General features: G+C 74.5%; 20 protein-coding genes and 1 tRNA gene. 6 read left to right on the top strand and 15 right to left on the bottom strand.

Annotated elements, in window-relative coordinates; translation table 11 throughout:
* Positions 1–64: 64 nt before the first annotated feature.
* Genes HPC71_RS00800 through HPC71_RS00790 form a run of 3 tightly spaced genes read left to right on the top strand, consistent with a single transcriptional unit; the run spans position 65 to position 2881 of the window.
* Entirely contained in the window at positions 65–514 is a 450-nt protein-coding gene (locus HPC71_RS00800; RefSeq protein WP_154615854.1) for a hypothetical protein, read from the top strand.
* Between the two features lie 7 nt (positions 515–521).
* On the top strand, positions 522–1493 hold the full coding sequence (locus tag HPC71_RS00795) for an ESX secretion-associated protein EspG (protein WP_154615857.1): 972 nt from the start codon (positions 522–524) through the stop codon (positions 1491–1493).
* Between the two features lie 8 nt (positions 1494–1501).
* Positions 1502–2881, top strand: a complete 1380-nt coding sequence (locus tag HPC71_RS00790; protein ID WP_154615859.1) for a hypothetical protein — start codon at positions 1502–1504, stop codon at positions 2879–2881.
* 74 nt (positions 2882–2955) lie between these two features.
* Here the strand turns inward: HPC71_RS00790 and HPC71_RS00785 are convergent, their stop codons facing one another.
* The 3 genes from HPC71_RS00785 to HPC71_RS00775 form a co-directional block, all read right to left on the bottom strand.
* The gene (locus HPC71_RS00785; RefSeq protein WP_154615861.1) at positions 2956–3234 is read right to left on the bottom strand and encodes an HU family DNA-binding protein; all 279 of its coding nucleotides are present in this window, start codon (positions 3232–3234) and stop codon (positions 2956–2958) included.
* A gap of 170 nt (positions 3235–3404) precedes the next feature.
* The gene (locus HPC71_RS00780; protein WP_171895950.1) at positions 3405–4826 is read right to left on the bottom strand and encodes a VWA domain-containing protein; all 1422 of its coding nucleotides are present in this window, start codon (positions 4824–4826) and stop codon (positions 3405–3407) included.
* Positions 4827–4833: 7 nt separating this feature from the next.
* Positions 4834–5715 carry an AAA family ATPase gene (locus HPC71_RS00775; RefSeq protein ID WP_154615862.1) on the bottom strand — a complete coding sequence of 294 codons (882 nt, stop codon included), beginning with the start codon at positions 5713–5715 and terminating at the stop codon, positions 4834–4836.
* A gap of 141 nt (positions 5716–5856) precedes the next feature.
* Between HPC71_RS00775 and HPC71_RS00770 the strand changes: the two genes are divergently transcribed.
* Positions 5857–6231: a hypothetical protein gene (locus tag HPC71_RS00770; RefSeq protein WP_154615864.1), complete on the top strand. Its 375-nt coding sequence runs from the start codon at positions 5857–5859 to the stop codon at positions 6229–6231.
* A gap of 24 nt (positions 6232–6255) precedes the next feature.
* Here HPC71_RS00770 and HPC71_RS00765 read toward each other — a convergent pair whose 3' ends face one another.
* The 7 genes from HPC71_RS00765 to HPC71_RS00735 form a co-directional block, all read right to left on the bottom strand.
* Positions 6256–6780: a gamma carbonic anhydrase family protein gene (locus HPC71_RS00765; RefSeq protein WP_171895949.1), complete on the bottom strand. Its 525-nt coding sequence runs from the start codon at positions 6778–6780 to the stop codon at positions 6256–6258.
* 44 nt (positions 6781–6824) lie between these two features.
* Positions 6825–9203, bottom strand: coding sequence for an ATP-binding cassette domain-containing protein (locus tag HPC71_RS00760; RefSeq protein WP_154615868.1), 2379 nt, complete (start codon positions 9201–9203; stop codon positions 6825–6827).
* Between the two features lie 113 nt (positions 9204–9316).
* Entirely contained in the window at positions 9317–9967 is a 651-nt protein-coding gene (locus tag HPC71_RS00755) for a hypothetical protein (RefSeq protein WP_154615870.1), read from the bottom strand.
* A gap of 97 nt (positions 9968–10064) precedes the next feature.
* Positions 10065–10319, bottom strand: coding sequence for a hypothetical protein (locus HPC71_RS00750; RefSeq protein WP_154615872.1), 255 nt, complete (start codon positions 10317–10319; stop codon positions 10065–10067).
* 79 nt (positions 10320–10398) lie between these two features.
* Positions 10399–10488, bottom strand: a tRNA-Ser gene (locus HPC71_RS00745).
* A gap of 38 nt (positions 10489–10526) precedes the next feature.
* Entirely contained in the window at positions 10527–10973 is a 447-nt protein-coding gene (locus HPC71_RS00740) for a nucleoside deaminase (RefSeq protein ID WP_154616163.1), read from the bottom strand.
* A gap of 26 nt (positions 10974–10999) precedes the next feature.
* A complete protein-coding gene (locus tag HPC71_RS00735) occupies positions 11000–11485 on the bottom strand; it encodes a tRNA adenosine deaminase-associated protein (RefSeq protein WP_171895948.1) in 486 nt (161 codons plus the stop codon).
* Between the two features lie 101 nt (positions 11486–11586).
* Between HPC71_RS00735 and upp the strand changes: the two genes are divergently transcribed.
* Positions 11587–12228: a uracil phosphoribosyltransferase gene (gene upp, locus HPC71_RS00730; protein WP_154615874.1), complete on the top strand. Its 642-nt coding sequence runs from the start codon at positions 11587–11589 to the stop codon at positions 12226–12228.
* Positions 12229–12434: 206 nt separating this feature from the next.
* On the opposite strand, the gene HPC71_RS00725 is transcribed toward upp, so the two are convergent.
* From HPC71_RS00725 to thpR, 4 genes are read right to left on the bottom strand one after another with little or no spacing between them, the layout of a single operon-like run.
* The gene (locus HPC71_RS00725) at positions 12435–13808 is read right to left on the bottom strand and encodes an NAD(P)(+) transhydrogenase (Re/Si-specific) subunit beta (RefSeq protein ID WP_171895947.1); all 1374 of its coding nucleotides are present in this window, start codon (positions 13806–13808) and stop codon (positions 12435–12437) included.
* Positions 13805–14104, bottom strand: a complete 300-nt coding sequence (locus tag HPC71_RS00720) for an NAD(P) transhydrogenase subunit alpha part 2 (RefSeq protein ID WP_154615876.1) — start codon at positions 14102–14104, stop codon at positions 13805–13807. The genes HPC71_RS00725 and HPC71_RS00720 overlap by 4 nt, the downstream gene beginning before the upstream one ends.
* On the bottom strand, positions 14104–15225 hold the full coding sequence (locus tag HPC71_RS00715; RefSeq protein ID WP_154615878.1) for an NAD(P) transhydrogenase subunit alpha: 1122 nt from the start codon (positions 15223–15225) through the stop codon (positions 14104–14106). Before HPC71_RS00715 ends, HPC71_RS00720 begins: the two co-directional genes overlap by 1 nt.
* 36 nt (positions 15226–15261) lie before the next feature.
* On the bottom strand, positions 15262–15840 hold the full coding sequence (thpR, locus tag HPC71_RS00710) for an RNA 2',3'-cyclic phosphodiesterase (protein ID WP_171895946.1): 579 nt from the start codon (positions 15838–15840) through the stop codon (positions 15262–15264).
* Positions 15841–15916: 76 nt separating this feature from the next.
* On the opposite strand from thpR, the gene HPC71_RS00705 reads away from it, so the two are divergent.
* Entirely contained in the window at positions 15917–16654 is a 738-nt protein-coding gene (locus HPC71_RS00705; protein ID WP_154615880.1) for a GTP pyrophosphokinase, read from the top strand.
* Between the two features lie 77 nt (positions 16655–16731).
* Here HPC71_RS00705 and HPC71_RS00700 read toward each other — a convergent pair whose 3' ends face one another.
* Complete coding sequence (locus HPC71_RS00700) at positions 16732–17877, bottom strand: acyl-CoA dehydrogenase family protein (RefSeq protein ID WP_154615882.1); 1146 nt, start codon at positions 17875–17877, stop codon at positions 16732–16734.
* Between the last annotated feature and the right edge of the window lie 6 nt (positions 17878–17883).

Genomic DNA, 17883 nt, shown 5'->3' with positions numbered 1-17883 from the left:
GTTCGTCCGGGAATGCGACGGCAGTCGAGGCCCCCCTCGTCGAGCGGCCCGACGAGGAGGATGGATGTACGGCGACACCGACGTGATGCGCCGCCGGGTCGACCAGCTGCGCGAGCAGGCCACCGACCTGCGGACGCTGGCCGACCAGCTGGTGGCCCGCACCGAGGGGACCGGATGGAGCGGCCGGGCCGCGGAGTCGCTCGGCGAGCGGGTCCGCGAGCGCGCCGCTCGCCTGCGGCAGGCCGCCGGCGGGCACGACCAGGCCGCCGAGGCGCTGGCCCGGCACGCGAGCGAGGTCGACCGGGCCAAGGACGCCATCGCCCAGGTCGAGCGCAAGGCCGGCAGCCTGGTGGCCGACGCCCGCGCCCGGGTCGCCCGCGTCGACGCGCAGGCCGCCGACGACCCCACCGGCATCACCCGCACCCCCGACCCCACCGACCAGCAGCTCGCCGCCTTCGACCCTCCCCCGCCCGGCCACCGCGACTGGCTCGGCGTCCACCTCCCCGGACTGTGAGGCCCCTGTGACCCTCGTCGACCTGAGCACGCCGCCACCGGCGCCCGCCCCCGGAGCCGGACCCCCCGCCGGCCTGCTCGACGCCCTCCCCCGCCGCGTCGCGCTCACCCTGCCCGAGCTGCGCTGCGCCGCCCAGCACGCCGGCGGCGCCCCGCTCCCCTTCGACGTCTGCGACCCCCAGCCGGCCGGCGACAGCGGGTTGGAGTCCCGGCTGGGCCGCTCCCGCGGGTCGGCCGAGGACGACGCCCGAGCCGCCGTGATGGCCGCGCTGCACGAGCCGGTCGGCTCGCTGACCCGCCGCGGGCTGCTCGTCGACGACGTCCTCGACGAGGGGCTGGCCGGCGCGCTCGGCCTGCTCGCGGTGCCCGACGTCGCCCTCGACCTCGACGTGGCGGTGCGGACCGGCGGCGGCCTGCTGCGCGCCCGCGCCTGGCACCGGGAGGCCGGCGGCGCGGTCGCCACGCTCGCCACCATCGACGGCGTGGCCTTCGAGCTCGCCTGGTTCGCGGCCGACCACTGGCCCGCCGAGCTGGCCCGCGTCGCGGTGCTCCCCGAGGACCACCCGACGGGCGGGTCGAGCGTCCCCGCGCACGTCGACCTCCCCTACGAGCTCGCGGACGCCGCCGCCGAGGCGGTGCGGTCCTCGCGGCCCGACCTGCTCGCGGTGCTCGCCGGCCAGGAGGGCGCGACCGTCCGCGGCGCCGACGGCACGACGTACGAGCTCGCGGAGGTGCTGGACCTGCTGGCCGGGCTCAGCGGCGAGGCCCAGGGCCGGTTGCGCGCGATGGTCGCGGACACCTCCGGACCCGAGACGACCGTCGTCGGCGTCGTGTCGTGGACGCTGCTGGCCGACGGGTGGCACGCGCTGCGGACCCACCGGGACCCCGGGACCGGCGAGGCGCGCGTGGAGGTACGACGCGTGGAACCGGCCGACCTCGGCCCGCTGCTCGCGCCGGTGCTGGCGGAGGTGACCCGATGAGCGAGCCCATGAACGAGCCCGTGAACGAGCCCGTGGACGAGCACCCCCTGGGCGACCCCCAGGACGAGCCGACCGTGCCGCGCGACGCGGTCGAGGCGGCGGACCTGGCCGACTCCTACGACCGGATGAGCCGGCTGGCCGACCTGTTCGACGCCGCCGGCGAGGAGGCCCGGGCCCGCGCGGCGCTGGGCGCGCAGGTGCTCGGCGACCCGGCGGTCGCGGAGTCCGCCGAGCTCGCGCCCGCCACGTGGGCGGAGGTCGAGCGCGACGTGCTGGCCGCCACCGGCGAGAAGCACGGGCTGCTCGGGCGCTCCGCCGAGCTCGACGCCGACGCGGTCGTCGTGCGCGCCACCGTGGCGACGTACCGCTGGATCGACGAGCTGGCCGCCGAGGCCTCGCGCACGCTGGGCGCGATCGCGGGCCGCGCGATCGGCTACCTCGCACCGGAGGTCGCCCTGGGCGGCCCCGTGCTGAGCGCCGGGCTGATCGAGCTCGACACGCTGGACCGCGAGGACGTCGCGTCGTACCTCTCCGAGCTGGCCCAGGACAACCCCGAGCTGCTCGAGCACGTCTCGGGCGGGGGCGGGCTGCTCGACGGGCTGCGGATGCGCTCGCTGCTGACCGTCGGCCTGCTCGCCGGGGAGACCGGCCGGGCGGCCGCCCGCGGCGGCCTGCGCGCGGTCGGGGCCGAGGACCTGGCGATCGACGTCGGCTCGGCCCTGCGCGACGTCGCCGGCGGGGTGGTCGACGCGCCCGGGGAGGCCGAGGACGCGGCCGCGCCGGCCGCGGGCGGGGCGCCGCGCGGGCTCGCGGGGCTGATGAGCGCCCTGGGCGAGGTCACCGCGTCGGTGGCGGTCACGAAGGTCGGCGAGGGCCGCTACATCGCCTACCTGCCCGGGCCGAGCGGCGGCGGTGCGCGGCTGCGGCTGGTCAGCGGCGACGCGGCGCCGTACGCCGCGCAGGTCGTCCGCTCGATCGAGGCGGCCGTCGAGGGCGACGACGACGCGCGGGTCATGCTCGTGGGCTCCGCCCAGGGCGGGGTGACCGCCGCCGAGGTGGCCGCGGCCGCGGGCGGGCCGTCCGGGTCGGCGTCGTTCACCGTCGAGCAGGTGGTGACCGCCGGCGCCCCGGCCGCGCAGGTGGCGCGGGTCCCCGAGCCCACGCGCGTCCTGGCGCTGGAGGACCGCGCCGACCCGGTCGCGCTGCTCGGCTCGCTGCTGAACCTCGCCATGCCCAACCGGCTGACGGTCGTGTTCGAGGCCGCCGCGGTCGACGGCTCGCGGGAGAGCACGTACGTCGCGGGCGGCCGCGCCGCGGACGCCGCCGACCACCCCGCGGTCCGCACCGAGCTGGACCGCCTCGCCTCCCTGGGCTACCTCGCGGGCTGAGGCCGGGAACGGCCGAGGGCCGGGCCCCCTGAGCGGGGTGCCCGGCCCTCGGCCGTCGTACGTCGGGTGGCAGCTCAGCTGCCGGCGACCGCCGACTTGAAGGCCGAGGCGGCCTTGAACGCCGGCGCGGTGGTGGCGGCGATCTCGATGGTCTCGCCGGTCTGCGGGTTGCGGCCCTGGCGAGCCGAGCGCTCGCGCGACTCGAAGGTGCCGAAGCCGCTGATGCTGACCTTGTCACCGGCGGCGACGGCCTTGACGATGGCGTCGAGGACGGCGTCGAGGGCCTGCTCGGCCTCCTTGTTGCCCAGACCGGTCTGCTCGGCGACGGCGTCGCGCAGCTGTCCCTTGTTCATGTCGTGCTCCTGTTCGTCGTCTGCTGGGGTCGTGCGGTGCCGGCCCGGTCGGGGTTCGGCGGCACGACCGGCGGCCTGCGCGTGGTGCCGCAGGCTCGTCCGGCGTCCCGCAGGCTAGCCGTACCGCGGCACAGCACGGCATCCGCGGGGCCCGAAACCGCCCGGCGTGTCTAGAGGATGTCGTGGACGAACTCGCCGAGCTGGGTCAGGTTCCGGCACTCCACCATGGGCACGACGGCCCCGTAGCGCGACGCCGCGGAGTCCCCGTTGTCCCAGTGCCGGCGGTGCTCGGGGTTGAGCCACCAGGCGTTCCGGATGCCGCCGACGAGCTCGCCGAGCGTGTCCAGCGCGAGGTCGGAGTAGTTCGACCGGGCGTCGCCGAGGATCAGCAGCGAGGACTTCGGGCCGAGCGCGTCGGCGTGGTTCTCGGCGAGCTTGGTGATCGCCCGCCCGTAGTTGGTCCGCCCCCACAGCGCCGCGTGCGAGGTGCTCGCCGCCAGGTCGGCCATCACGTCGACGACGTCGGCGCCGGGCCGGAAGTGCTCGGTCACCTCGTGGACGTGGTCGATGAAGGTGAAGGCGCGGACCTTCTGGAACTGGTCGCGCAGCGCGAAGACGAGCAGCAGCGTGAACTGCGCGAAGTTCGCGACCGAGCCGCTGACGTCGCACAGCACGACCAGCTCGGTGCGGTGCGGCCGCTTCGGGCGGTGGTGGGTGGTCAGCGGGACGCCGCCGGTCGAGATCGAGGCGCGGACGGTACGCCGGAAGTCCAGCGGGCCGCGCCGCTGCGCGTGCTGCTCCTTGGTCAGCCGGGCCGCGAGGCGGCGCGCGAGCGGGTAGATCTCGCGGCGCATCTGCTCCAGGTCGGTCCGGCGGGCGGACAGGAAGTCGAGCCGGTCGATGCTGGGGCGCAGGGCGACGTTCGCGACGTGCTCGGGCCCCTTCTCCTCCGCGATCCGGCGGCGGGCGTCGTCCTCGACCAGCCGGGTGAACCCGCCGACGCGGCGGCCCGCGGTGCGCTCGGCCTCCTCCTCGGTGCGGCCCTCGGCGAGCAGCCCCGCGACCAGCCGGTCGACGAGGTCGTTCGGCGCGACCCGCTGGAGAGCGGTGTACGCCGACCAGCTCGACAGCCCCGGCCCGCGGCCCGGCATGGCGCCGAACCGGGCGACCATCTCCGCGGCCAGGTCGCCGAGCGCCTGGCGGTCGTCCGCGGCCAGTGCCTCGGCCAGCCGCTCGCGGAAGTCGCGCAGCGCCTCGGCACCGTCGCGCACGGTGAACTGCTGGCCCGCCGCGTCGGGGCCGTCGCCCTCCCCGTCACCCGTCCCGTCGCCGGAGCCGGTCGCGGCGCCCGCACCGGAGCCGACCATCCGCGGGAAGTAGAGGTCGAAGAGCGCGTCGAAGGTGGGCCGCTGGGACTGCTTCTTGACCAGCGTGGCGGCGTACGCCGCGTGGACGGTCTGCCGGCTGCCCCACTCCAGCGCCGAGAGCGCCGCGATCGCGTCGAGGTCCTCGGCGAGGGAGACCGACAGCCCGGCGGACCGCAGCGCCTCGAGGAACGCGATGTGCCTGTCGAGCAGGCCGCTGCCGCTCACGGCCGGGTCACTTCCGCAGCCGCAGCTCGCGGACCGCGCGGTCGTGGTCGGAGGCGTGCTTGAGCACGACGCCGAGGGTGTCGGCGACCGCCTTGTCGTCGAGGTCGCCGATCTCGAGCGCGATGAGGGTCCGCGCCCAGTCCACCGACTCCGCGATCGAGGGGGCCTTCTTCAGCTCCAGCTCCCGCAGCCGCGCGATGGTGGCCACCAGCTGGCCGGCGACCCGCTCGTCGAGGTCGGGCACCTGGCTGGAGACGATCTCGCGCTCCCGCTCGGCGTCGGGGTAGTCCAGGTGCAGGTAGAGGCAGCGGCGCTTGACCGCCTCGGAGAGCTCGCGGGTGGCGTTGGAGGTCAGCACGACGAAGGGGCGGCGCACGGCCGCGACCGTCCCGAGCTCGGGGATCGTGACCTGGAAGTCCGAGAGCACCTCCAGCAGCAGGCCCTCCACCTCGACGTCGGTCTTGTCGACCTCGTCGATGAGCAGCACGGTCGGCTCCTCGCGGCGGATCGCGGTCAGCAGCGGCCGCGTCAGCAGGAACTCTTCCGTGAAGATGTCGTCGTGGGTCTCGTCCCACGTGGCCGCGTCACCGGTCGCCTGGGTGGCCTGGATGCGCAGCAGCTGCTTCTTGTAGTTCCACTCGTAGAGCGCTCGCGCCTCGTCGAGGCCCTCGTAGCACTGCAGCCGCACCAGCTCCGCGCCGCTCGCCCGGGCCACCGCCTTGGCCAGCTCGGTCTTGCCGACGCCGGCGGGCCCCTCGACGAGCAGCGGCTTCTGCAGGGCGCCGGCGAGGTACGCCGTCGTGGCGGTCGCCGGATCGGCGAGGTAGCCGGTCGCCGCGAGCCGGGTGGTGGCGTCGTCGGGCGAGGAGAACCAGTCGGCGGCGGTCATGGCCGCCATCCTCGCCCATGACCGGGTGGCGCGCCCGGTCCAGAGATTTCGCTCACGCCGGCGGCCGGGACGTGACCGGCCCCGGGGCGGGTCGTTGTCACCGGCGTACCCACCCCTCCGACCGGCAGCGGGAGCCCAGCGATGCGACCCACCACCAGGCGAGGCCCCACCCGGGCGCAGGTCTCCTCGGTGCTGCTGGCGTTCAAGGCCGCGGTGCTCGCCGCCGTCCTCGCGCTGACCGTCACCACCGGGCTGGCCGCCTCCGGCGGCGCCGCGGCCGCGCCGGACGCCCGGCCCCCGACGATGGCGATGGACCACGCGAGCCAGGCCGTGCACCGCGCGATGAACGAGCACAACTGCTCGAGCACCGGCTTCGACCCCGGCACCCAGCCCGACTCCGCGCTCGTGCGGACGACCCGCGGCGAGCTGCGCATCGTCTCCTTCGACCGCGGCTGGGACGTCTTCACCGGCCGCCGGCCCGGCCTGCTCGTCGCGGTCTGCCTCGCCCGCCCCTGAGCCCCGCGCCTGAGTTCCGCGCGGTCAGGCCGGGTGCGCGGTGGCGGCGTGACGCTTGGCGAGGTCGGCGTAGTAGATCGCGTTGGTGTCGACCCAGAGCTGCGAGGACGTGCCCTCGATCGGCTTGGCCGGCTTGCACGGCGTGCCGGTCGCGACGACGCCGGCCGGGATCTCGGTGCCCGGGGTGACGACCGAGCCGGCGGCGACGAGCGTGCCGGCGCCGATCGTGGCGCCGTCGAGCAGCGTCGAGCCGTTGCCGACGAGCGCCTGCTCGCCGACCTCCGCGCAGTGCACGACGCAGCCGTGGCCGACGGTGGCGTTCGGCCCGACGGTCAGCACCTGGTCGGGCCCGGCGTGCAGGACGCTGTTGTCCTGGATGTTGCTGCCCTCGCGCACGACGATGCGGCACACGTCGCCGCGCAGCACGGCGCCGTACCAGATGCTCGCGCCGGCCTCGACGGTCACGTCGCCGATCAGCGTGGCGGTCGGTGCGACCCAGGCGTCGGGGTGGACGGTGGGGCGCTTGCCCTCGAACTCGAAGAGGTTCACGGCGCCCATCCCACACCACGCGGGCGGTGCGGGCGGCGGCGGTCTCAGGCCCCGACGTACGCCGCGAGGTGCTGGCCGGTGAGCGTCGAGCGGTCGGCGACGAGCTCGGCCGGGGTGCCCTCGAAGACGACCCGGCCGCCGTCGTGCCCCGCGCCGGGGCCGAGGTCGATGATCCAGTCCGCGTGCGCCATGACCGCCTGGTGGTGCTCGATGACGATGACCGACCGGCCGTCGTCGACGAGCCGGTCGAGCAGGCCCAGCAGCTGCTCGACGTCGGCGAGGTGCAGGCCCGTGGTCGGCTCGTCGAGGACGTAGACGTCGCCCTTGTCGGCCATCTGCGCGGCCAGCTTGAGCCGCTGTCGCTCCCCGCCGGAGAGCGTCGTGAGCGGCTGGCCGAGCGTGAGGTAGCCGAGCCCGACGTCGGCGAGCCGGGCCAGGATCTTGTGCGCGGCCGGGACCTTGCCCTCGCCCGCGGCGAAGAACTCCTCGGCCTCGGCCACCGACATCCCGAGCACCTGGCTGATGTCGCGCCCGCCCAGGGTGTGCTCGAGGACGGCGGCCTGGAACCGCTTGCCCTCGCAGTCCTCGCAGGTCGTGGCCACCCCGGCCATGGTGGCGAGGTCGGTGAAGATCACCCCGGCGCCGTTGCAGGTCGGGCAGGCGCCCTCGGAGTTGGCGCTGAACAGCGCCGGCTTCACGCCGTTGGCCTTGGCGAAGGCCTTGCGGATCGGCTCCAGCAGCCCCGTGTACGTCGCCGGGTTGCTGCGCCGCGAGCCCTTGATGCCGCCCTGGTCGATGGCCACCACGCCCTCGCGGCCCGCGACCGAGCCGTGGACGAGCGAGCTCTTGCCCGAGCCCGCCACACCGGTGAGGACGACCAGCACGCCGAGCGGCACGTCGACGTCGACGTCCTGCAGGTTGTGGGTGGCGGCCCCCCGCACCTCCAGCACGCCCTTCGGCGTACGCACCTGCTCCTTGAGGCGGGCCCGGTCGTCGAGGTGGCGGCCGGTCAGCGTGCCGCTCGCCCGCAGCCCGTCGAGGGTGCCCTCGTAGACGATCTCGCCGCCGTCCGCGCCCGCGCCGGGGCCGAGGTCGACGACGTGGTCGGCGATCGCCATCGTCTCGGGCTTGTGCTCGACCACCAGGACGGTGTTGCCCTTGTCGCGCAGCTGGAGCAGCAGCTCGTTCATCCGCTGGATGTCGTGCGGGTGGAGCCCGACCGTGGGCTCGTCGAAGACGTAGGTGACGTCGGTCAGTGAGGAGCCGAGGTGGCGGATCATCTTGACCCGCTGCGCCTCGCCGCCCGAGAGGGTGCCGGAGGGCCGGTCCAGCGAGAGGTAGCCTAGGCCGATCGCGTCGAAGGAGTCCAGGGTGTGCCCGAGACCCTGGAGCAGCGGCGCGACCGACGGCTCGTCGAGCTCGTGCACCCACGTGGCGAGGTCGCTGATCTGCATCGCGCAGACGTCCGCGATGTTGAGCCCGCGGATCCGCGAGGAGCGCGCCTCGGGCGCCAGCCGGGTGCCGTCGCAGTCGGGGCAGGTGGCGAAGGTGACCGCCCGCTCGACGAAGGCGCGCACGTGGGGCTGCATCGCCTCGACGTCCTTGGCCAGGAACGACTTGTGGATCGAGGGGACCAGACCGAGGTAGGTCAGGTTGATCCCGTCGATCTTGAGCTTGGTGGCCTCGCGGTGGAGCAGGTCGTCGAGCTCGCGCCTGCTGTAGTCCCGGATCGGCTTGTCGGGGTCGAAGTAGCCGCAGCCGCGGAGGATCCGGCCCTGCCAGCCGTCCATGCTCCAACCCGGGATCGTCAGGGCGCCCTCGTTGAGCGACTTGCTCTCGTCGTACAGCGCCTCCAGCGCGATGTCGGAGACGGCACCCCGGCCCTCGCACCGCGGGCACATCCCGCCGAGGCGGTTGTACGTCGCCTTCTCGGCCTTGGTGCGGCCGCCCTTCTCCACCGTGATCGCGCCGCTGGCGCGCACCGAGGGGACGTTGAAGGAGTAGGCGTTCGGCGGACCGATCTGCGGGTCGCCGAGGCGGCTGAAGAGGATGCGGAGCATCGCGTTGGCGTCGGTGACCGTGCCGACCGTCGAGCGCGGGTTGGCCCCGAGCCGCTCCTGGTCGACGATGATCGCGGTGGTCAGCCCGTCGAGGACGTCGACCTCGGGGCGCGCCAGGGTCGGCATGAAGCCCTGCACGAACGCGCTGTAGGTCTCGTTGATCAGCCGTTGGGACTCCGCCGCGACCGTGCCGAAGACCAGCGAGCTCTTCCCCGACCCGGACACGCCGGTGAAGACCGTCAGCCGCCGCTTCGGCAGGTCGACGCTGACGTCGCGCAGGTTGTTGACCCGCGCCCCGCGGACCCGGATCAGGTCGTGGGTGTCGGCGGGGTGGCTGGCGAGGTGGCTGGCGGTCTCGGTCATGGATCTCCGTCCTCCGTCGGGCGGGGCCAGCATGCCGGACGCCGCCGACAGCGGCCGCCGGGCTGCTCGTCGGTGTCCAGACCACCCGGGCGGCCCGGGCTCATCGCTTGCGGTCAGGAGCCCGCGGACACCCGCTCGGCGAGGCGGACGGCGGCGGTCAGCACCAGGTCGGCGGTCTCGGGGTCGGCCACGGCCCGCTCGGGCACGAGCCCACCCAGCAGCCCGGCCGGCTGGGTGAGCCAGGCCCAGGCCCGCCACGGGTCCATCCGTGCGGCCAGGATCGGCTCGAGGACGGGTGCGAGGTCGGCGCGCACCTCGCCGTCGCCGCTCAGCTGGAACGCCGGCACGATGCTGCGCTCCTCGACCGGCACCACCAGCAGCCGGTGGGTCGAGGCGGCCTTGTGCACCGCGAACCGGGTCGCCTCGAGCGAGGCGCCGCGCAGCTCGGCCAGCGAGGCGTAGTCGTGCCACGGGGTCGCCAGCAGCTCCTCGCGCAGCCGGGCGTGCCGGCGCAGGACGAGGAGCGAGACCGGTACGGCGTGCTCGGGCTCGGTCCCCTCGCTGCGCAGCAGCTGCTCGACGTCTCGGAGCTGGGCGAGGCTGAGGTCGCCGCCCGTGCCGGGGTCGATCCAGCGGGCCCGGCCGTCCTCGCCGTCCCGCCGGAACGTCGGCAGGCCGGCCTCGGTCAGGTGGCCCTCCAGCCCCAGGGACTCGATCCACGTCGCGAGGTCCTCGCCCAGTGCCGCCCGCTGCTCCTCCGTCACGGTCCCAGCCTGCCGCATCGGGCCGGGTCGACCGCAGTCGCGGGCCGGGGTCGGGGCCCGGTCCGGGTCCGGGTCCGGCGCGCGGACGTCACCGCTCTCAGGCGTACCGGTGGTTCTTCTCCGCGTGGCCGGCGGGCCTGGTGCAGGCCCGCCCGCTGATGGCCCTGTGCCCGCAGGCGGCGTCCGTCGAGGGGGCCGCGGTCGTCTCGATCGCAGGCTTCCTGGCGGGTGTCCGCGCCGCCGGCGTACGGGTCTTCCGCGGCGCGGCGTCCTCGGCGGGGACGGACCGGGTCGCCCGGTCCTGCTCGTAGCGGGCCTCGCGGAGCGCACGCAGGTTGTCCATCTTGCTCATCGGCGGTCCATGGCACGACCTTAAGCCGCGCAACGACGAGAGCCTCGCCCGGCATGCCGGGCGAGGCTCTCGTGCTGGCTGGCGGTGGCGGTGGGATTTGAACCCACGGTGGGTTTGACCCCACACATCATTTCGAGTGATGCACCTTCGGCCGCTCGGACACGCCACCGCGGCAGAATGTACCGGAGGGCGGCGAGGCCCACGAAATCAGGCGGGGCCCGGCTGCCGGTGCCCGCGGAAGAACTCCTCGAGCAGCGCGGCGGACTCCTCGGCGAGCACCCCGCCGACGACCTCGGGCCGGTGGTTGAGGCGGCGGTCGCGGACGACGTCCCAGAGACTGCCGACGGCGCCGGCCTTGGGGTCCCAGGCACCGAGCACGACCCGCTCGACGCGGGCGAGGACGGCGGCGCCGGCGCACATGGTGCACGGTTCGAGGGTGACCACGAGCGTGCAGCCGTCCAGCCGCCACTCCCCGCGGCTGCGGGCGGCCTGGCGCAGCGCGACGACCTCGGCGTGCCCGGTGGGGTCGGCCTCGGCCTCGCGCACGTTGCGGCCGGTCCCGACGACCACGCCGTCGGGGTCGAGCACGACCGCGCCGATCGGGACGTCGCCGGTGGCCAGCGCGGCGCGCGCCTGGTCCAGGGCGGCGAGCATGGGCTCGCGCCAGCGCTGGGCTCCGCTCACGCCGAGGTGAGCCCCACGGCGTCGTCGAACAGCTCGCCGAAGCCCAACCGGCGGGCGACGTCGGAGAGCACCTCGTCCGGGTAGAGGTCGGGGTCGTCGAGCAGGTCGCCGAGGTCGAGCGCGTCCACGCCGAGATCCCCGAGCAGGGCCAGGTCGCCGGCCGGCACCTGGTCGTCGTCGTCCTCGGGCATCGGCAGCCGCAGGAACTCCACCGCCGAGGCGGCCAGGTCCCACTCGTCGGCGGCGGTGATGTCGGAGAGCAGCACGCGGGTGCTGGGGCCCGCCACGCGGACGAGGAGGAAGAAGTCCTCGTCCATCGCGACCATGCCGAGCGCGCCGGCATCGCCGGGCAGCCGGCGCAGCCCGTCGGCGAGGGTCGCGACGTCGTCGAGGTGGTCGTGGACGAGCTCGGCGACGGTCCACGCGCCGTCCTCGCGGTAGGCCGCGACGGCGAAGTCGACGGCGTCGAGCTGGTCGGACACGGCGCCCCTCCTCGTGCTGGCGGGATCCGGACCCGTCCAGGGTGGCACGCCCCCGCCGTGGGGCCAACCCCCGCGCGGACCCCGGGGCCTAGAGTTCACCCATGCGCACCCACGTCGTGGACCACCCCCTTGTCGCCCACAAGCTCACCGTCCTGCGCGACAAGCACACCGACTCCCCGACGTTCCGCCACCTCGCCGACGAGCTGGTCACGCTCCTGGCCTACGAGGCCACCCGCGACGTCCGCGTGCAGAGCTACTCCATCGAGACGCCGGTGGCGCCGACGACCGGCACCGCGCTGGCCTCGCCGAAGCCGCTGGTCGTGCCGATCCTGCGCGCCGGGCTGGGCATGCTCGACGGGATGATGCGCCTGCTGCCGACCGCCGAGGTCGGCTTCGTCGGCATGGTGCGCAACGAGGACACCCTCCAGGCCTCGACGTACGCCGAGCGGCTGCCCGCGGACCTCTCCGGGCGCCAGTGCTACATCCTCGACCCGATGCTGGCCACCGGCGGCACCCTCGCGGCGGCCATCAAGTTCCTCACCGACCGCGGCGCCGACCACATCACCGCGATCTGCCTGCTCGCCGCCCCCGAGGGCTGCGCGCGGCTCGAGCGCGAGCTCGAGGGCCTCGACGTCCCGGTTACGGTCGTCACCGCCGCCCTCGACGAGCGGCTCGACGAGAAGGGCTACATCGTCCCGGGCCTCGGCGACGCCGGCGACCGGTTGTACGGCGTCGCGCACTGACCCGACTGCCCCGCCGAGTCGGCACTTCTGACCGGCCGAGTCGGCACTTCTGACCTGGTGAGTCGGCACTTCTGGCCGGCCGGGCGACCACACCTGCGCGGAAGTGCCCACTCGCCTCGCCGGAAGTGCCCACTCGGCTCACCAGAAGTGCCCACTCGGCCCGCCAGAAGTGAGCACTCGGCGGAAAGCCGGGGGCAGGACGGTGGTCAGAGGGCCTTGACCGCGGCGAGCAGCCGGGTGAGGGACTCCTTGGCGTCGCCGAACAGCAGGGTGGTGCGGGGGTCGAAGAGCAGCTCGTTCTCGATGCCGGCGAAGCCCGGGCGCATCGAGCGCTTGAGGAAGACCACCTGCCGCGCCTGGTCGACGTCGAGGATCGGCATGCCGTAGATCGGCGCGTCGGGGTTGCTGCGGGCCGCGGGGTTGACCACGTCGTTGGCGCCGACGACCAGCACCACGTCGGTGTGCGGCAGGTCGGGGTTGATGTCGTCCATCTCGACCAGCTGCTCGTAGGGCACCTGCGCCTCGGCGAGCAGCACGTTCATGTGCCCGGGCATCCTGCCGGCGACCGGGTGGATCGCGTAGTCGACGCGGGCGCCACGGGCGGTGAGCACCTCGACCAGCTCGCGCAGGGTGTGCTGGGCCTGGGCGACCGCGAGCCCGTAGCCGGGCACGACGACGACCCGCTCGGCGTACCCCAGCGAGATCGCGACGTCCTCGGCCCCGGCGCTGCGCACCGGCCGGTCGGAGGCCTCGCCGGCGCCCAGGGTCGACCCGCCGCGCAGCGCGCCGAAGAGGATGTTGCCGACCGAGCGGCCCATCGCGCGGGCCATCAGCAGGGTGAGGAACGAGCCGGAGGCGCCCACGAGCGTGCCGGCGACGAGCAGCACCACGTTGCCCAGCACGTACCCGCCGGCGGCGACCGTGAGGCCGGTGAGCGCGTTGAGCAGCGAGATGACGATGGGTACGTCGGCACCGCCGACCGGCAGCACGAGCAGCGCGCCCGCGGCGAGCCCGACCAGGGCCAGCGCGACGCCCCAGCCGACCGAGGCCTCGGTGACGACCAGCGCGGCGAGGCCGAGCACGGCGAGCAGCAGCACCGCGAAGAGCACCGGCAGGCCGGGGAAGACCACCGGCCGGGAGGTCATCAGCTCCTGGAGCTTGGCGAAGGTGACGACGGAGCCGGCGAAGGAGACCGCGCCGACCGCGACGGTGAACGCGGTCGCGACGAGGTCGAAGCCCGGGGTGGCCGGGCCGAGGTGGCCCAGCTCGAGGAGGGCGACCAGCGCGGCCGCCCCGCCGCCGACGCCGTTGAAGAGCGCGACCAGCTGCGGCATCTGGGTCATCTGCACCCGACGCGCCCCGACGGCACCGACGATGCCGCCCACGGCGATCGCGGCGAGGATGAGCGCGACGTGGTCGAGGTCGACGTGGGCGAACGGCACGGCCACCGCGACGGCCGCGGCGCCCGCGCCCAGGAGGTTGCCGGCGCGGGCCGTGCGCGGACCGGCGAGGCCCTTGAGCGCGAGGATGAAGCAGACCGCGCAGCCGAGGTAGACCAGCTGGGCCCAGGTCGGGGTCACCGGCGGTCACCGCCCGGGCGGCGCCGCGTGAACATCTGGAGCATCCGGTCGGTCACCACGAAGCCGCCGACCAGGTTGACCGCCGCGAGCACCGTGGCGACCAGCCCGACGACCAGGGTGGGGGTCGAGTCGGCCGTGCCGGTGACCAGCACCGCGCCGAGCAGGATGATCCCGTGGATGGCGTTGGCGCCGGACATCAGCGGGGTGTGCAGGGTCGAGGAGACCTTGGCGATGACCTCGACCCCGACGAACACCGAGAGCACGAAGATCGTCAGCCACACGACGGACTCGTCCATCAGACCTCCTCCAGCAGCGCGCGGGTGGGCTCGTGGCGCACGACCCCGTCGGCCGTGACGCAGCAGGCGTCGAGGATGTCGTCGCCGAGGTCGGGCGCCAGCGCCCCGTCGACGGTGAGCAGCTCGACCAGGCTGACGACGTTCTGGGCGTAGAGCCGCGAGGCCGGCCCGGGCATCTGGGCCGGCACGTTGCGCCCGCCCCAGACCTGCGCGTGCCCCAGGCGCACCACCTCGCCGGGCACCGAGCCCTCGACGTTCCCGCCGGAGTCGGCCGCGAGGTCGACGACCACCGACCCCGGCCGCATCGCCTCGACCATCGCGGCGGTGACCAGCACCGGCGCGGTCCGGCCCGGCACCGCGGCGGTGGTGATCAGGCCGTCGGCCGCCGCGACGTACGGCGCCAGGAGCTCGCGCTGGAGGGCGGCGCGCTCCTCCGACATCTCCCGGGCGTAGCCGCCCGCGCCGTCGAGGGTCGGCAGGTCCAGCTCGATCGCCTGCGCCCCCATCGACCGGATCTCCTCGGCGGCCGCGGCGCGGACGTCGTAGGCCTTGACCACCGCGCCGAGCCGGCGCGCCGTGGCGATCGCCTGGAGGCCGGCCACGCCGGCGCCGAGGACGACCACCTGCGCCGGCGGGACGGTGCCGGCGGCGGTCATGTTGAGCGGGAAGAACCGGCGCAGCAGCCCCGCGCAGACGATCGCGCAGCGGTAGCCGGAGACCAGCGACTGCGAGGACAGCGCGTCCATGGACTGCGCCCGCGAGGTGCGCGGCACCAGCTCCATCGCGAAGGCGGTGACGCCGAGCTCGCGCAGGTCCGCCACGAGGCCGAGCTCCTGGCCGGGGGCGAGGAACGCGACCAGCGCCGCGCCCCGCCGGATCCGGCGGGCGGTCCCCACGTCGGGCGGCTGGACCGCGAGCACCAGGTCGGCCGCCTCGACCGCCCGCTCGTCGAGGACGGCCCCGGCGGCGGCGTACTCCTCGTCGGCGTGGAGGGCGCCGAGGCCCGCGCCGGGCTCGACCAGGACCTCGTGGCCCAGGCCGACCAGGCGCGGCACCAGGTCGGGCACGAGCGCCACGCGGGTCTCGCCCGCGCGCGTCTCGCGGACCACCGCGATCCTCATGTGACCGGCCTCACGCTGTGCCTCACGTGCGGCAACCTAGCCCAGGTCGACCCCGCCGAGCGGGAGATCGGCGACCACCTCGTGGCGGGGGCGGCGCCGCGGCCCCTCCCCGAGGTGGGACTCCACCAGCGTGACGCGGTCCGCGGTCCACGACGGGCCGGCGTAGGCGTCGAGCAGCCGGACCCACCGGGTGACCTCCGCCGGGCGGCCCAGCCGCGCGAGGGTCAGGTGCGGGCGGAAGCGCTGCCCGTCGACCCCGACCCCGCTGCGGGACGCGGCGTTGCGGCACCCGGTAGCGAGCCGGTCCAGCTCGGCGGCCGCGCCCTCGTCGAGGTCGAGCCCCGCCCACAGCACGCGGGCGCGGGCGACGTCGGGGAACGCGCCGCCGCCGGCGACCCGCGCGCGGAACGGGGTACGCCGCCGGGCGGCCGTGCCGAGCCGCTCGACCAGCTCGTCGAGCGCGTGGTCGGGCACGTCGGCGTAGAAGGCCAGGGTCAGGTGCAGCTGCTCGGCCGCGGTCCAGCGGAACGGGCCGGCCTCGCGGCGCGCCTCGAGGAAGTCGTCGAGGTGCTCGACCGCCTCCTCGGGCGGGACCAGGGCGGCGAAGAGGCGCACCCGGCGACCCTACGACCCGGGCCGCGGCGGCACCCGGGTCCGGGACCGGCGAGCGGTTGCGTACCTTGGGCCGGTGATGGAGAGCGCTCCGAGCTGGGACGAGACCGTGCGGCGGTTCCTCCTCGAGCACCGCTTCGGCATGGACGAGGTCGTCACCAAGCTGTCGATCCTGCGCGATGAGTTCGCGCACCTGCACGACTACAACCCCATCGAGCAGGTGAGCTCGCGGCTGAAGTCGCCCGAGAGCCTGCTGGAGAAGATGCAGCGGCGCGGGATCGACCTCGACGGGCCCGACCCGCTGGCGCGCGTGCGCGAGGAGATCACCGACATCGCCGGCGTGCGGGTGGTGTGCAGCTTCGTCTCCGACGTCTACCACGTCGTCGACCTGCTCATGGCCCAGCAGGACGTCACGACCCTGGAGCTGCGCGACTACATCGCCTCGCCCAAGCCCAACGGCTACCGCAGCCTGCACGCGCTGGTCGAGGTCCCGGTGTTCCTCTCCGAGGGCACCGTCCCGGTCGTGGTCGAGGTGCAGTTCCGCACCATCGCCATGGACTTCTGGGCCAGCCTCGAGCACAAGATCTACTACAAGTACCGCCGCGACGTCCCCGCCGACCTCCTCGCCGGGCTCAAGGAGGCCGCGGACACGGCGTACGCCCTCGACGCGACGATGGAGCGGCTGCACCAGGAGGTCCAGGGCCTCGAGCCGCTGTCCGGCGGGCTGGTCGAGCGGCTGCGGACGGCGTCGGCCACGATGCCCGCCGGCGAGCTCATCGACTCCCTGCGCCGGCTGGGGTCACCGCCGGAGGTGTGAGCCCGGCCTGAGTTCGGTGTGAGGCCGGGGGCGCCGTCGGCGCCCCCGGCACATCGTCTGCTCAGGAACCAGGATGCTCAGAGGCCGAGGTCGCGGCCGATGAGCTCCTTCATGATCTCGTTCGAGCCGGCCCAGATCCGCGAGACGCGGGCGTCGCGCCAGGCGCGGGCCACGCGGTACTCGTTCATGAAGCCGTAGCCGCCGTGCAGCTGGACGCAGTGGTCGAGGATCCGGTTCTGGATCTCCGAGGTCCACAGCTTGGCCTTGGCCGCGTCGACGGGGGTCAGCTCGCCGCGGTCGTGGAGCTCCACGCAACGGTCGATGAAGGCCTGGCTGACGTCGATCTGGGTGTCGATGTCGGCCATGAGGAACTTGTTGTGCTGGAAGGTGCCGATCGGGGCGCCGAAGGCGGTGCGCTCCTTGGTGTAGGCGACGGTCTCCTCGAAGATCTGCTTGGCGTGCGCCAGGTTGGAGATCGCGCAGCCCAGCCGCTCCTGGGGAAGCTTCTGCATCATGTGGATGAAGCCCATGTCGACCTCGCCGACGACGTGGTCGTCGGAGAGCCGGACGTTCTCGAAGAACAGCTCGGCGGTGTCGGACTCCGGCTGGCCGACCTTGTCCAGCTTGCGGCCGCGGCTGAAGCCCTCGGCGTCGGCCGGGATCGCGAACAGCGTGATGCCGCGGGCCTTCTTCTCCGGGCTGGTGCGCACCGCGGTGATGACCAGGTCGGCGGAGTAGCCGTTGGTGATGAAGGTCTTGGAGCCGTTGATGACCCAGTCGTCGCCGTCGCGGACGGCGGTGGTCTTCAGCGCGGCGAGGTCCGAGCCGCCGGAAGGCTCGGTCATGCCGATCGCGAGCAGGATCTCGCCGGCGGCGACGCCGGGCAGCCAGCGCTGCTTCTGCTCCTCGGTGCCGAGCTCCACGAGGTACGGCGCGGTGATGTCGGCGTGGATGCCCCAGCACGACCCCAGCGCGGCGTTGACCTTGGACAGCTCCTCGGCGAGCACCGTGTTGAACCGGTAGTCGCCGGCGCCCGCGCCGCCGTACTCCTCGGGGATCTCCAGGCCCAGGAAGCCCTGCTTGCCGGCCTCGAGCCAGAACTCCCGCGGGATCGCCTTGGCCTCGGCGTGCTCGTCGACGTGGGGGATGACCGACCGCTCCAGGAACTCCCGGACGGACCCCCGGAACGCCTCGTGGTCCTCGTCGTAGATGTCGCGCTTCATGCGGCC

The sequence above is a fragment of the Nocardioides marmotae genome (genome assembly GCF_013177455.1).
In the GTDB taxonomy this organism is placed as follows: Bacteria; Actinomycetota; Actinomycetes; order Propionibacteriales; family Nocardioidaceae; genus Nocardioides; species Nocardioides marmotae.
This window is presented reverse-complemented; position numbering and strand designations above follow the sequence as displayed.

Excerpts from the sequence above, each read along its gene's own strand:
- HPC71_RS00800 (WP_154615854.1), top strand. The coding sequence starts at position 65 with ATGTACGGCGACACCGACGTGATGCGCCGCCGGGTCGACCAGCTGCGC.
- HPC71_RS00790 (WP_154615859.1), top strand. The coding sequence starts at position 1,502 with ATGAACGAGCCCGTGAACGAGCCCGTGGACGAGCACCCCCTGGGCGAC.
- HPC71_RS00785 (WP_154615861.1), bottom strand. The coding sequence starts at position 3,234 with ATGAACAAGGGACAGCTGCGCGACGCCGTCGCCGAGCAGACCGGTCTG.
- HPC71_RS00775 (WP_154615862.1), bottom strand. The coding sequence starts at position 5,715 with ATGACCGCCGCCGACTGGTTCTCCTCGCCCGACGACGCCACCACCCGG.
- HPC71_RS00770 (WP_154615864.1), top strand. The coding sequence starts at position 5,857 with ATGCGACCCACCACCAGGCGAGGCCCCACCCGGGCGCAGGTCTCCTCG.
- HPC71_RS00760 (WP_154615868.1), bottom strand. The coding sequence starts at position 9,203 with ATGACCGAGACCGCCAGCCACCTCGCCAGCCACCCCGCCGACACCCAC.
- HPC71_RS00750 (WP_154615872.1), bottom strand. The coding sequence starts at position 10,319 with ATGAGCAAGATGGACAACCTGCGTGCGCTCCGCGAGGCCCGCTACGAG.
- HPC71_RS00740 (WP_154616163.1), bottom strand. The coding sequence starts at position 10,973 with ATGCTCGCCGCCCTGGACCAGGCGCGCGCCGCGCTGGCCACCGGCGAC.
- upp (WP_154615874.1), top strand. The coding sequence starts at position 11,587 with ATGCGCACCCACGTCGTGGACCACCCCCTTGTCGCCCACAAGCTCACC.
- HPC71_RS00720 (WP_154615876.1), bottom strand. The coding sequence starts at position 14,104 with ATGGACGAGTCCGTCGTGTGGCTGACGATCTTCGTGCTCTCGGTGTTC.
- HPC71_RS00715 (WP_154615878.1), bottom strand. The coding sequence starts at position 15,225 with ATGAGGATCGCGGTGGTCCGCGAGACGCGCGCGGGCGAGACCCGCGTG.
- HPC71_RS00705 (WP_154615880.1), top strand. The coding sequence starts at position 15,917 with ATGGAGAGCGCTCCGAGCTGGGACGAGACCGTGCGGCGGTTCCTCCTC.
- HPC71_RS00700 (WP_154615882.1), bottom strand. The coding sequence starts at position 17,877 with ATGAAGCGCGACATCTACGACGAGGACCACGAGGCGTTCCGGGGGTCC.